General features: G+C 35.4%; 10 protein-coding genes and 2 pseudogenes. 8 read left to right on the forward strand and 4 right to left on the reverse strand.

Translation table 11 applies throughout. The features are described 5' to 3' along the window. Position 1 precedes the first annotated feature (1 nt). The 3 genes from H9N25_RS09570 to H9N25_RS09580 all read right to left on the reverse strand — a co-directional run bounded on the left by H9N25_RS09570 (position 2) and on the right by H9N25_RS09580 (position 3839). Positions 2-1114, reverse strand: a complete 1113-nt coding sequence (locus H9N25_RS09570; protein WP_190328723.1) for a TlpA disulfide reductase family protein — start codon at positions 1112-1114, stop codon at positions 2-4. Beyond that, positions 1114-2577, reverse strand: coding sequence for an Asp-tRNA(Asn)/Glu-tRNA(Gln) amidotransferase subunit GatB (gene gatB / locus H9N25_RS09575; protein WP_190328724.1), 1464 nt, complete (start codon positions 2575-2577; stop codon positions 1114-1116). Before gatB ends, H9N25_RS09570 begins: the two co-directional genes overlap by 1 nt. A 113-nt stretch (positions 2578-2690) precedes the next feature. Next, the gene (locus H9N25_RS09580) at positions 2691-3839 is read right to left on the reverse strand and encodes an ATP-binding protein (protein ID WP_223833686.1); all 1149 of its coding nucleotides are present in this window, start codon (positions 3837-3839) and stop codon (positions 2691-2693) included. Between the two features lie 359 nt (positions 3840-4198). Between H9N25_RS09580 and H9N25_RS24970 the strand changes: the two genes are divergently transcribed. From H9N25_RS24970 to H9N25_RS09595, 4 genes are all read left to right on the forward strand, one after another. Continuing rightward, positions 4199-4333: a hypothetical protein gene (locus H9N25_RS24970; RefSeq protein WP_255524615.1), complete on the forward strand. Its 135-nt coding sequence runs from the start codon at positions 4199-4201 to the stop codon at positions 4331-4333. Next, the gene (locus H9N25_RS09585; protein ID WP_190328725.1) at positions 4306-4800 is read left to right on the forward strand and encodes a hypothetical protein; all 495 of its coding nucleotides are present in this window, start codon (positions 4306-4308) and stop codon (positions 4798-4800) included. Before H9N25_RS24970 ends, H9N25_RS09585 begins: the two co-directional genes overlap by 28 nt. 96 nt (positions 4801-4896) lie before the next feature. Next, entirely contained in the window at positions 4897-5412 is a 516-nt protein-coding gene (locus H9N25_RS09590) for a hypothetical protein (protein WP_223833687.1), read from the forward strand. A gap of 108 nt (positions 5413-5520) precedes the next feature. Beyond that, on the forward strand, positions 5521-6030 hold the full coding sequence (locus H9N25_RS09595) for a hypothetical protein (RefSeq protein ID WP_167294491.1): 510 nt from the start codon (positions 5521-5523) through the stop codon (positions 6028-6030). 82 nt (positions 6031-6112) lie between these two features. Here the strand turns inward: H9N25_RS09595 and alaS are convergent. After that, positions 6113-8730 (reverse strand): annotated as a pseudogene (gene alaS / locus H9N25_RS09600) (alanine--tRNA ligase). A 116-nt stretch (positions 8731-8846) separates the two neighbouring features. Here alaS and H9N25_RS09605 point away from each other — a divergent pair. The 4 genes and pseudogenes from H9N25_RS09605 to H9N25_RS09620 all read left to right on the forward strand — a co-directional run bounded on the left by H9N25_RS09605 (position 8847) and on the right by H9N25_RS09620 (position 14442). Next, the gene (locus tag H9N25_RS09605) at positions 8847-9182 is read left to right on the forward strand and encodes a MerR family transcriptional regulator (protein ID WP_190328726.1); all 336 of its coding nucleotides are present in this window, start codon (positions 8847-8849) and stop codon (positions 9180-9182) included. Positions 9183-9340: 158 nt separating this feature from the next. Further along, complete coding sequence (locus H9N25_RS09610; RefSeq protein ID WP_223833688.1) at positions 9341-11572, forward strand: helix-hairpin-helix domain-containing protein; 2232 nt, start codon at positions 9341-9343, stop codon at positions 11570-11572. A gap of 3 nt (positions 11573-11575) precedes the next feature. Next, positions 11576-13663 (forward strand): ComEC/Rec2 family competence protein, encoded by a 2088-nt coding sequence (locus H9N25_RS09615; RefSeq protein ID WP_190328727.1) that lies wholly within the window; start codon positions 11576-11578, stop codon positions 13661-13663. A gap of 1 nt (position 13664) precedes the next feature. Next, positions 13665-14442 (forward strand): annotated as a pseudogene (locus H9N25_RS09620) (enoyl-CoA hydratase/isomerase family protein). Positions 14443-14450: the final 8 nt, after the last annotated feature.

Raw genomic sequence — 14450 nt, forward strand, 5'->3', positions numbered from 1 at the left:
TTTAAAGTAACGTTTTGGCTAAAAACGTCTCTAATTCATCGCCACGTAAGTTTTTAGCAATTATTTTTCCAGAAGGATCAACCAGATAAGAAGTTGGAATAGCTTGCACCTGGTATTTTTTTACCGTTACGCCGTTAAAATCTTTCAATTCCGAAACATGTGTCCAGGTTAATCCATCAGCTTTTACTGCACCTAACCATGCTGCCTTGTCGGTATCCAGCGATATGCCGATGATATCGAAGTTCTTATTTTTATATTTATTATACACCTTAACTACGTTCGGGTTCTCCTGGCGGCAAGGCTGGCACCATGACGCCCAAAAATCGATTAATACGTATTTTCCTTTATAGTCTGATAAACTTACAGGTTTATCATCCGCTGTATTAATGGTAAATGCCGGAGCAACCTGCCCTACCTGAACTGCTTTTAAAAGTGCCATCTGTTTTACAAAAGCATCAACCGTGGCATTGCCTTTAATTTCTTCTTTAACTTCATCAGCAAATTGCACCAGTTCTGCTTCAAATTCCTGTGGACTTAAAGTATTCATGGCATAGAAACTAGCAAGCGTACCTTTGTTGTCTTTAGCAAATTTTATAATCTGCATATTCAATTGATTGATGTACGATTCGTACTGAGGTTTCATTGATTCTAGTACAGCCGCCCTGTTTTGAGGCTGTGTTGCTACTTTTGCTTCGAAATCGGCCTGTAGTTTCTCTACTTGTTTGGCAAAATTATTTCTAATCGTATTTAGTTCTGATAATTTTTCTACTTCATTTGCCCCTGAAATTTTATAAGTCATTGTTTTGTCGGCCAAATCAGCTTCCAACTTAATATCGTCGCCATTTTTTGCAATTAACATAAACTCATGATTACCTACCGATACCCTAAAGAAATCAACTGATGGGGTTTTACGGATGAATTTAAATTCACCTTTTTCTGATAAATTAGTTGAATCGATTGCAACCATATTGCTATTCTGCATCCCATATAAAAATACTTTCTTCTCTTTACCAGGGTTTTGGAAAGTTCCATCAATTGTAAAGCTATCTTTGGGTTTACATGCAGTAAAGGCAATCGCGATCAGCATGATCAGGCTCAATTGTTTTAGTCTCATTATTTTAGTTTTTCAAGTATTAATTCATTTAATTTTTTAGCATCAGCTTTTCCTTTGGCTAGTTTCATTACATCGCCAACAAACAAACCTAAAACGCCCTTTTTGCCTTTCTTGTACGCTTCTACCTGTTGTGGGTATTTATTTAACACTTCATCAATAAAACTACTTAATTCGTCTCCGTTTTCAGAGATGAGTAAGTTTAATGATAGTGCCAAATCGGCAACTTTTGCATTTTCTTCCAACTCAATCGCTGGTAATAGTTGTTGAATAGCAATTTGCTGTGTAATTTTTTTATCATCAACCAGATTAATGGCTTCTGCCAGTTGTGTTGGATTTACTTTGAAATCGGAGATCGTAATCCCTTTTTCATTTAAAACAGCTCTAATTGGACCAATTAACCAATTTATTAAGCTTTTTTTGTTGTGAACAGCTAATTGAGCCTGGTTAAAGTAGTTTAACAGATCTAAATCTTCAGCAAAAAGTGCTGCATCAGCTTTACTGATCCCAAAGTCAGCAATCATCTGCTGAGAAATTTCATTTGGTAAAGCCGGCATTAAAGATTTAATCTCTGCTAACCAATCATCAGAAATATAAATGGGTTGAAGGTCCGGATCTGAAAAATAACGGTAATCATTCGCTTCTTCTTTAGTGCGCATTGGAGAAGTAGTTCCTTTATCGGAATCAAAGTTTAAAGTGCTCTGGATAATTCTTCCTCCGTTACTAATCACTTCTACCTGGCGGCCAAATTCGAAATCCATTGCTCTACGTACATTACGCATAGAGTTTAGGTTTTTTACTTCGCAGCGTGTTCCAAATTCGGTGGTGCCCTGTGGTCGTATAGAAATATTAGCATCGCATCGCAAACTGCCTTCTTCCATATTTCCGTCGCTTACATTCAAATGTCTTACTAATTTCCTGATTTCGCTTAGTAAGACAGAAGCTTCTTCCGAACTGCGGATATCCGGTTCGGTCACAATCTCAATTAACGGCACCCCTGCACGGTTTAAATCAACCAACGAATAGTTATCGTCCTGATCATGAATACTTTTTCCAGCGTCTTCTTCTAGGTGAATGCGATTAATTCCGATTTTCTTTGTACTGCCATCAGCCAATTGAAGTTCCAAAAAACCATTTACACAGATTGGTTGGTTATCTTGCGTAATCTGATACCCTTTCGGCAGGTCGGCATAGAAATAGTTTTTCCGGTCGAAATGGTTGGTCTGGTTAATGGTACAGTTTAGAGCTAAACCTATACGGATAGCTTTTGCTACTACTTCTTTGTTTAACTTGGGTAAGGCTCCAGGCAATGCCAGTGAAACCGTAGATATATTTTGATTGGGTAAAGCCCCGAAAGATGCACTATCAGCAGAAAATATTTTAGTATTGGTATTTAACTGAACATGGATTTCTAGTCCAGAAACGAGTTCGAAAGCAGTTTGGGGGCTTGTTTCTTGTAAAGGCATTTAAAGCTTCGTGTTATTATAAGTTTTATTAACCACAGCTTGTACTGTTCAATACAGATTTAATCTATGGTTAAATATTAATGTGTCAAATATAGTTATTATTTAGTCTTTCCTTAAAAAAGGCTCGATGGAGAAATTTTTAGAAATTCTTGCCAAGGCAACCCACCTGCTCCAACTAAAAGTATTTTATCGGGCTTATACATTTTGTTAAAAGCATCCATTCCCGAAGTACCCGTAATCTGGCCTGTACTTTTAACTTCTATACCAATTATTTTACCTCGTTTCTCTAAAATAAAATCTACTTCATCGTTTCTGTGCCGCCAATAAAACACTTTATAACCTTCTACAAATGAGAAATTTAATAAATGTGCACCTATTGATGATTCTACCATTCTCCCCCATTCTATTGGTTGTTTTTTTATCTCTTCAAAGAATTCACTTCTTTGAGCGCTTACTAAAGCATTGTTATGCACTTGGAATTTTGGACTGGATGAACGTTTACGGATCACATCAGCAGCAAATTTTTCAATCCCGCCCAATAGACCCGCTGTATCTAATAATTGTAAATAATGAGACAATGTTGTGGTATTACCTGCATCAGAGAGCTGACCTAGTATTTTGGTGAAAGACAATATCTGACTGGAATATAGACAACCCAATTCAAACAAGCGCTTCATTAAAGCAGGTTTATCTACACGGGTGAGCATTAAAATATCTTTTGAAATACTGGTTTCTATCAAAGCATTTGAGACATAATTTTTCCACCGCTCTTCGTCGTTGATGAGGTCTGCGGCGCCTGGATAGCCGCCAAACCATACGTATTGTTCGGCAGTAAAACCAAAAGCACTTTCCATTTCAGCAAAGCTCCAATGTCCTAAATAAGTTAATTCGAACCTCCCTGCTAATGATTCTGTTAATCCTTGTTGAATTAGCAGTCTGGAAGACCCCAATAAAATTACTTTTAAGTTTACCCCATTTCGTATGTCTTCATCCCACAAGCGCTTCACAATTTCACTCCAATTATCAATTTTCTGAATTTCATCAATCACAAGAAGATATTCATCAATGCCAGGTTCTTTTAATAGTTCTCTGGTATTAAACCATATCAGTTCTATCCAGGTCTTATCCGAAGCAGCAACTGCATCCGCAGATTCGAATATATAAGGCGTATTAATTTCCTTGACCAGTTGACCGATCAATGTTGTTTTACCTACTTGCCTTGGCCCCACAAGGACTTGAATAAACCTTTTTGGTTCATTCATAACCTTTTTAAGTTTCTGTAAATAAGATCTTTGAAACATATTTAACAATTTACTCAATATATTGAGTAAATTTACTCAATGTATTAAGTAATTCAAAATGCCTAACTAAATTTTAATTAATTATATAATATAAAGTAAGCTTCATTTACTAGTTTTGGCATTAAAAATTACTCAATAAAACACTGTAAATAAGACTATTACATCATTTTTTACAAATTACTCAGTAAATTGAGTAAATTTACTCAATAGCACACACAATCGTTAAAGAATGTTAAATGGAATGATGCTGATTAAACCAGAGTCCATTAGCCCTGTCTATCCCAGCAACACACATAAGAAACCTTTAATTAAAAAACATTATGAAAAAGTTAGTTTTATTTGCTGCAGTTCTGATGGTTTCATTATTCAGCATAAATAATGCAAAAGCGCAGATTAGTTTAAATATCAATATTGGTTCGCAGCCAGTTTGGGGCCAACAGGATACAACCATGTAGATTATTATTATTTCCCGGACATTAATGCCTATTATTATGTACCTACTGCACAATACATTTATCCGAATGGAAGACATTGGGTTTGGGTAAGTAGTCTGCCTGCCCAATATAGAAACTTTGATGTATATCGTACTTATAAAGTGGTGATTAATGAGCCAAAACCTTATTTAAGAAACAATATCTATGTTGCCAGATACAGTAAATATAAAAATTACGGTGGTCGCCAAAGCATTATAAGAGATAGCCGTGATACCAAATACTATGTAGTAAAAGGGCATCCAAACTATAATGGGAATAAAACTGTAGTGATTAATAATAAACGCCCTGTACGTAGGGAGAAAACTGTTGTAAGGGTAAATCAAAATTTAAGACCTGGCCGAAACAATGAACAGAGAAACAATAACAGAGGCGATAATAACCATCCTGAAAGAAATAATAATCAAGGCCGCGGTAACGAGCATCATTAAATATTTAATTGTAAAAAAGGAGCTTCAAATGGAGCTCTTTTTTTTGTGCCCCACTTTTGGCACGTGGTTTGGCTATAAAAACTAAATGAATTGATTATGAAAAAATTATTTTTAATGGCTGTATTGATGATGGTTTCATTATTCAGCATCCCCGCGAAAGCACAGTTAAATGTGAATATTAACATCGGTTCGCAGCCGCTTTGGGGACCAACAGGTTATGACCATGTTGATTATTACTATCTCCCTGATATAGAGAGTTATTATTATGTTCCGCGAAAACAGTTTGTTTATTTAAACGGAAACGAATGGATTTTTGCTAACTCTTTACCCGCGAGATATGGCAATTATGATTTATATAATGGCTATAAAGTCGTAATTAATTCACCTAGGCCCTATCTAAATTTCAAAAACGATAAAATAAAATATGCCAAATATAAAGGCAATAAAGGTCAGTTTGTAATTAGAGATAGCCGTGATAGCAAATATTATGTTGTAAAAGGACATCCTCATGGCATGCCTCCAGGACAGGCTAAAAAAATTTACGGAGAACAGAATAAGGGAAAAGGTCATGGAAATGGTAAAGGCCATGGAAATGGTAAAGGAAAGGATTAATAAATCTAAAAGGAGCATTTGAAGCTCCTTTTTTTATATATCTGTTACAATAGAAGTTTTGGCACAGCGTTTGAATTGTTGAAGTACACACAAATAAAATAGATTATTATGAAAAAGTTATTTATTATCTCCGCGATTTTGGGTATCGTGGCTTTAACATCTAATCAATCTAACGCTCAAGTAAGTATTAATGTAAATATTGGTGCTCAACCAGCTTGGGTTCCTACAGGTTACGAAAATGTTAATTATTATTACCTTCCGGAAGTTCAATCTTATTATTGTGTCCCTCAAAGGCAGTTTGTTTATTTAAGCGGAAACAGGTGGACAAGATCGAGATATTTACCAGCAAGATATAGAGGTTACGACCTGCATCATGGAAGAAAAATTGTAATGTATGGAAACAGCCCGTACCGCAATTATAACACCCATAGGGTTACCTACGTTAGCCGTAATAATTATTACCGTGGCTCTTATGGTGGTAGAGACAGAATGAGATACGATTATCCACGAAATAACTACAGAAACTACAGAGAAGATAATAGGTACCACGATAGGAATGTGAATGCGAGTTTGTTCTCCAGAGGACACCGAGAAAAACATGGTCATGGTAGACATTAAAATAAAAAAGAGGCTTTAGGGCCTCTTTTTTATTTTAATAATGTCACTCCGGATTTATTTCATAGCTATTGTATGATTTTTATTAGTGATGAGGAATGAAATTTTCTGCTTTTTCCAATACAACTTTTAATCCTGCTGGGTTTTTACCTCCTGCAGTAGCATAAAAAGGTTGTCCTCCACCACCACCTTGAATCTCCTTACCCAATTCGCGCACAATATTTGAAGCATTTAATCCTTTTTTCACCAGGTGATCGGAAAGCATTACGGTTATTCCTGGTTTACCATCAATTTCTGTAGTAAAAACCAGAAACAGGTTATCAACCATATCTTTCAAAGAGAAAGCTAGATTTTTAACAGCCTCGGCACTTTGCAGGTCGATATGTTTAGCAATCAGGTTAATACCATTAATCCCCCTTACATGATGTACGATTTCATGTTTTAAGGTATTTACACGTTCTATTGTAGACTTCTCAATTTCCTTTTTCAGTTTTGCATTTTCATCCAATAAAGCCTGAACAGACGCAGATAAATCTTTACTTCCATTGAGTAATGTTTTTAAATGGCCAAGTTCTTTTCTTTGGTCTAAGAAATATTGCTCAGCTTTATCAGCAGTAATGGCTTCTATGCGGCGAACACCAGCTGCAACTGCACTCTCAGAAATAATTTTGAACGAGCCTATCTGCCCTGTAGCTTTTACATGTGTACCACCGCAAAGTTCTTTAGAAAAATGATCGTCAAAGGTAATCATGCGGACAAAATCGCCATATTTTTCGCCAAATAGAGCTGTTACACCGCTTTCAATAGCATCTTGATACGGAACGTTACGTTGTTCCTTTAACTTAATATTCTGACGGATTTTCTGATTCACAATGATCTCAATCTGTGCTAATTCTTCATCGGTTACTTTAGCAAAGTGAGAAAAATCGAAACGCAGATAATCTGCATTAACCAACGAACCTTTCTGATTAACATGTTTGCCTAAAACCTGTTTAAGGGCTGCATGCAATAAATGTGTTGCAGAGTGGTTATCTTCAGTTAAAATACGTTTATCTTCATCTACAACAGCCCAAAATTTACCATCTAAATTATCTGGCAGGATATCGGTAAAATGAACAGTTAAGCCATTCTCTTTTTAGTATCTGTAATGTCTACCCAAAACTGGCGACTATGGTCTTCCAAACGGCCTGTATCTCCTACCTGGCCACCACTTTCTGCATAGAAAGGTGTTTGGCGTAAAACTAGCTGGTATTGTTCTTTGCCTTTGGCTTTTACTTTACGATATTTTAAAATTTCGGTTTCGATTTCTAAGTCATCATAGCCTACAAACTCACTTTGATCGTCTGTATTTACTACAATCCAATCACCTGTATCAATAGCTGTTGCGGCACGGCTATCGTCTTTTTGTTTTTTCAAGGCCTGTTCGTAGCCAACCAAATCAACACTCCAGCCTTTTTCTCTAGCCATTAGCTCCGTTAAATCGATAGGAAAGCCAAAGGTGTCTGATAATTCGAAAGCAAAAGCCCCTTCTACCATATCATTAGTGGCCTTGTATTTTTCGAAACGCTGTATTCCTGTTGATAAAGTTCTAAGAAAAGAAACCTCTTCTTCCAGCACCACTTTTTGCACAAAATCCTGTTGTGAAATCAGTTCATCGAACACACCTTTAAACTGATCGGCCAATAAAGGAACCAATTGATTTAAAAATGGCTCCTTAAAGTTTAAAAACGTATAAGCATAACGTACGGCACGGCGTAAAATCCTACGGATTACATAACCTGCTTTATTATTAGAAGGTAATTGACCATCGGCAATAACAAAGGAAATGGCACGGATGTGATCGGCCATAACACGCATGGCAATATCGGTTTTCTCGTCGGCACCATATTTAATACCCGATTTTTCTGCAATAAATTGAATCATCGGTTGGAAAACATCGGTATCATAGTTAGAGGTTTTCTCCTGTAAAACACGTACTAAACGTTCAAAACCCATTCCAGTATCAACGTGTTTAGCAGGTAAGCTTTGCAATGAACCATTTTTTAAACGGTTAAACTGCATAAATACATTATTCCAGATTTCGATTACCTGCGGATGATCTGCATTTACCAGGGTAGCACCATCAACTAAAGCTTTTTCTTCATCGGTACGGCAATCTACATGGATTTCAGAACATGGCCCACATGGTCCAGTATCACCCATTTCCCAAAAATTGTCTTTTTTGTTTCCGGGCAAAATATGGCTTTCATCAACATATTGTTTCCACAGATCGTAAGCTTCCTGGTCTTTTTCCAGTCCTTCTTTTTCGTCGCCTTCGAAATAGGTAACATATAATTTTTCTTTCGGGATTTTGTAAACTTCGGTCAGTAATTCCCAACTCCAGGCAATGGCTTCTTTTTTGAAATAATCGCCAAAGCTCCAATTGCCCAACATTTCGAACATGGTGTGGTGGTAAGTATCGATTCCCACCTCTTCCAGGTCGTTATGTTTGCCCGAAACACGTAAACAGCGTTGGGTATCGGCAACACGAGAATATTTTATGGCCGCCTCCCCTAAAAACAGATCTTTAAATTGGTTCATGCCCGCATTTGTAAACATTAAAGTTGGGTCGTTTTTAACCACAATGGGTGCGGAAGGAACAACGTGATGTTGTTTTGATTCAAAAAAACTAAGGAATGCCTGTCTAATCTCTTTTGCTGTCATTTCAATATTATTGGAGGGAACAAAATTAAAATTTTATTGCGTTAATAAGGAAAAATCGAGCTACATTTGAATACTTTAATTAATCGATATAAGACACTCATAATCAATCACAAAATATGCCGTATAAAGAAAGAGACATTAATAAAATGTATTATACCATGGGTGAGGTGACTGAAATGTTTAATGTCAACGCATCGCAGATCCGTTTTTACGAGAAAGAATTCGATATCCTCCAGCCTAAAAAAAATAAAAAAGGCAACCGCCTTTTTACGCCAGAAGATATTGAAAACTTAAAAATTATTTTCAATCTGGTTGACGAAAAAGGTTTTACATTAAAAGGGGCTAAAGACTATTTGAAGAACAATAAAACAGGTGTTAAAGAGAATCAAAAGATTATTGATTCATTAGAAAAACTGAAAGGATTTTTAGTAAACCTGGCAGAAGAACTTTAAGCTTTAAGTAGGCTATTCCATTTATATTTGTAAATTTTCACCCATTGATGTAAGTAATTAAAAAATACATTTTTTGTAATTTTTTAATTATTTCTCTATATTAGGATCACTAATACAAAAATCACCCTATTTTTTATTAACCAGTTTAACCCCTGCTTATGAAAATATGGTGTGCGTTGTTGCCCGTCCCTTTCCCCTATTATTTATTTCCCAAGAAACATTTGGGTGTCGTTCTATCTGCATTAATTAGTAATTGGTTTCCACCAGTAAATCCCCCTGTAGATGCGACGTTTCGTAGCCGTAAAACGGTAGTTTCATGGTGTACTGATGTTTACCATAAACTTCTAACTGGAAGCCGTTATGCGTTTAAGATCTTAATTATCGCCTTTGTGATGATTGGATTTATGGCAAATGCCCAAACCAATGCACAGGAAACAGATATACGCGATATTTTGGAGAGTATAGCCGAAAACCTGCCTGATGATTATGATATGACCGAGTTGGTTGATATATTAGAGAAATATCGTAAACATCCGATTAACCTCAATCGTACCTCGGTTGAAGAATTAAAAACTTTGGTTTTCCTTTCGCCCTTACAGATTGGTAATTTCTTTACACATATAAAGGAAAATGGTCTGCTTGCGGATGTACTGGAATTACAAAGCATTGCTGGCTTTGATATTAAAACAATTCAAACCCTGCTTCCATTCGTAACGCTAACCAATATCACTGAATATCAGCAGCTCAGTTTTAAAAATCTCGTGCATGCTGGCGAAAATGACCTGATGATGCGTTTTGCACAAACTTTACAAAAACAGAGGGGGTATACTGATTTGCCAGGGAACAGGTATTTAGGCTCGCCAGAAAGATTTCAGATGCGCTACCGATATCAATATAGTTCAATTCTATCGACTGCCATAACTTTAGATAAAGATGCCGGAGAAAAATTTATCGGTAAGCCTTTCGATTTTTATTCAGGAAATATCGCGCTATTCAAATTGGGTAAATTAAAAAAATTGGTAGTTGGCGATTATATACTGCAATTTGGCCAGGGCTTAACCTTATGGTCGGGTTTTTCCTATGGTAAAGGACCTGATGTAACCAGTGTAGCTAAAAAAGATTTAGGTTTAAGGCCTTACAATTCTACTAATGAATATTCCTTTTTTAGAGGCAGCGCTGCAACAGTTAATTTATTTAAGAATATAGACATTACTCCTTTTGTCTCGTTCCGCAATCTTGATGCTAGTCAAAAGTTAGATTCTGATGGAAACTTAATTCAGTTTACAATTAATCAAACTGGGTTGCATAGAACACCTACAGAGATTAAGAATAAAGGTGTTTTGGCACAAAGTGTATTCGGAACTACAGTTCAATATACCAAAAACGAATTTGCTGTTGGTGCCATAGCTTATCATACCAATTATAAGAATCGTTTTATTACGCAAACTGCAGCCTACGATCGGTATAGTTTCACAGGTAAATCATTAACTAATTTGGGTTTATTTTATAATTATACCTATAATAACATGTACCTCTATGGCGAGGCAGCAAAAGGTTCAGGTGGTGGTTATGCTTACATTAATGGTGTACTCATTAGTTTGTCGCCAGCCGTTTCTGCGGCCTTAACCTATCGCAATTATGCTAAAGATTATCACAGTTTCTTTAATCAGGCAGTATCCGAATCGAGCGAAGCTGTAAATGAAAAAGGATTGTATGCGGGTTTAAATGTTAACCCAAATAAACAGTGGGCCTTTTCTTTCTACGGTGATTTTTTTCGGTTCCCCTGGTTAAAATATCGTGTTGATGAGCCCTCAAAAGGTTATGAAGTTTTAGCCCAAGCTGTTTATACACCAAGCAAAACCTTTAAAATTTTAGTTCGATTTAAATCAGAAAACAAACAACAGAATACCGATCTGGATGTTCCTGTAAATTTCTTAGACCATGTAAAAAGAGAAGGTTACCGGGCAGAAGCAAACTGGCTATTGAATAAGAATTGGCACCTTCAAAACCGGCTAGAGGTTTCTCAATATATGAAAGGAAGTGCAAATAGGGAATTTGGCTATCTCATTTATCAGGATATAGATTATTCGCCGATGTTTGCTAAGCTAACGGGCAATGTAAGGTTTGCCTATTTCAATACCCCGAGTTATAACAGCAGGATTTACGCGTATGAAGATGATGTTTTATACAGTTTTGCTTTTGGAATGTATAACGGAAAAGGTTTAAGAACCTACCTCAACCTGAGATACAACATAGTTAAAAAACTAAATATTTGGATTCGATATGGCTTATTCGTCTATAAAGACGTAGAAACAGTAGGGACTTATCTGGACGAAATTAAGGGTAATAAAAAATCGGAAGTTAAAATTCAAGTGCGCTATCAATTTTAAACCATGTTTAAGACCGAATATATTTTTGTCAGGATCCTGTTTCCTTTCATTTTAGGTATCTGTATTTTTTATTTCTTTCCAGCATTAGCATATATTAAATGGTTGACTTTAATCCTATCCGTTATTTTACTAAGCATATTATTTTTAAATGTCACCTATAAAAGATTCAATGTATATCGTTACAAAGGTGCTGTTGGTATTTTAATTTATATACTTTTTTTCAGTCTTGGCGGTTTATTTTGCCTGCTCAATAACGAAAGTTTAAACCAAAATTACTTTGCAAAAGCCGGGTGCGATTATTTAAAAGTTTGGGTTAATAATGAACCTCAGCAAAATAGCAATATTGTGCGCTTTAAAGCAAAGGTAGTAACCGGATACAATAAAAATAAGCAAATGAGCTTATCGGGCCAAATGCTGCTTACTGTAAAATTAGACAGCCTAAAACCCATCAAACTAAAGTATGGCGACGAAATGATGATCTCGGTAAAATATACCGAAGTAGAACCTCCATATAATCCTGCAGAATTTGATTTTAAAGCTTGGTTGCGCAGTCAGAATATTTATCACCAGGGATTTATAAATCAGGATCATATCGTTAGTACCAAAAACAATATAGGTAATCGAGTGATAAAAACGGCTTTAAATATAAGAGAAAAGCAAGTAGCAAAATACAGAACCTTAATTAAAAGTGATGAAGCTTTTGCCATGGCCTCTACCCTTATTTTAGGCTACCGTGCCAATTTAAGTAAAGAAACTTTATCTGCGTACTCCAATACAGGAACCATTCATGCTTTATCGGTGTCAGGTGCGCATGTAGCAATCATCTATGTCGTTTTAGATTTTATGTTCTTCTTTTTGAATAAAAATCGGGCATTAAGGATAATAAAACTACTAATCGTCTGTACTTTGATTTGGGGATATGCCTTGCTAACCGGATTATCACCTTCTGTCGTTCGCTCAGCCATAATGATCAGTATTTTAATAACGGCTAAAGTTTTATCTAAGAAAACAAATAGTTATAATGTCTTGGCCTTTTCAGCATTTTGTCAACTCCTTTACAATCCAATTTTAATCTGGGATGTTGGATTTCAACTCTCCTACCTGACCGTGTTCGGATTAATTTATCTTCAACCTAAAATTTACAATCTTCTTTACACAGAACATCATTGGATAGATAAAATATGGAGTTTCATATCCATGTCTTTAGCGGCACAAATTATCACCTTTCCATTAAGTATTTATTACTTCCATCAATTTCCACTTTATTTCCTTTTTGCGAATCTCTTCATCACCATCCCATTAATATTAATGATGTATTCAGGGATTGTAGTATTAATCCCATCATTCCGATTTCTGGCTCCGGTTTTCGAATGGATAATAAATTTTACAAATGCTAGCTTAAAGTGGATTGCTGATTTACCATATGCCAGCCTTTCATCAATATGGATTAATTTGCCAGAATTTTCCTTATTGAGTCTCTCGTTAGGCTTGTTTATTTACGCATTGACAAAATTTAATAAACAACTTTTGTTTTCTTCTTTACTTTTATTTGTTTGTTACCAACTTTTAATTGTACACGATGATCTAAAGATTTTTAACCAGCGGAAAATCATTTTCTTTTCTCTGAGAAAAAATTACGCAGCGGCATTTATTAATGGAAAAGAAGCTGTTTTAGTTTCAGATTTAAATATTGAAGATAAAAACTATGCCTTTTCTATTCAACCGGCATTAGCTCAATTACAGTTAAACAAGATATCTATTATTGATTTCAAAAAAGATACCGTTTTAGGGCAGTTTGTATTCAAGAACAACCAAATTGCCTTTTTTCAGTATAAGATACTATTGATTGATGAAAATCTAAATAATAAAAAGATAAACGGAGATGCCACTTTTTCGAGTATTTGGTTAAATGGAAATACTAAATTTAACTTAGCCAAAATAGATACTGCTATAAAATATAGAACAGCAATAATAGATGCCACCAATAAAGATTATAAAATTCAGATCTTAAAGAAGTTTATGGAGAATAATGATATAGATGTACAGGTTTTAAAGAAAAATAAAGCATATTTGGTGCAACTAACCCAATAACATGGAAAATCTGGTTTTATATCAGGTTGCTGAACGAATAGCAACGATAACTATTAATAGGCCCGAAAAGAGAAATGCGCTAAACCCTCAACTTATTGCCGAATTAACCTCCGCATTTATAAAAGCATCAGAAGATAGCCTGGTAAAAGTGGTTATATTAAATGCAAATGGTGATGCTTTTAGTGCTGGTGCCGATTTAGCATATCTTCAGCAATTACAGCACAATACATTTGAAGAAAACGTAGCCGATTCTAATCATTTAAGAAAACTATTTACAACCATTTATTATTTACCAAAGGTGGTTATTGCCCAAGTAGAAGGTCATGCCATTGCGGGTGGCTTTGGTTTAGCAACCATATGTGATATTGTTTTTGCTACCCCAGAAAGTAATTTTGGTTATACTGAAGTAAAAATAGGTTTTGTACCTGCAATAGTTTCTTGTTTTTTTAAAGCAAAAGGTGAGCGAATCCATAACCAAGGAAATTTTACTAACAGGCAAAACTTTCTCTGCCGAGCAGGCATTGAAATATAATTTGATAAATTTTGTAACAAATTCATCCGAAATTCATCAAAAAACAAGAGAATTTGCATTAAGTTTGTGTACAGAAAGTTCGGGCAATTCATTAATGATTACCAAACAGCTGATTACCCAAACTGTTAACCCGAACTTAGAAAAGAGTTTGGAAACCGCGGTACAGATCAATGCCATGGTAAGAGAAAGTGAAGATTTTAAAAAAGGAATTTCTTCGTTTTTGAAAAAAGAAAAAATTAATTGGTAAATAACTAA

Origin of the sequence: Pedobacter riviphilus (assembly GCF_014692875.1) — a bacterium.
Lineage (GTDB): Bacteria > Bacteroidota > Bacteroidia > Sphingobacteriales > Sphingobacteriaceae > Pedobacter > Pedobacter riviphilus.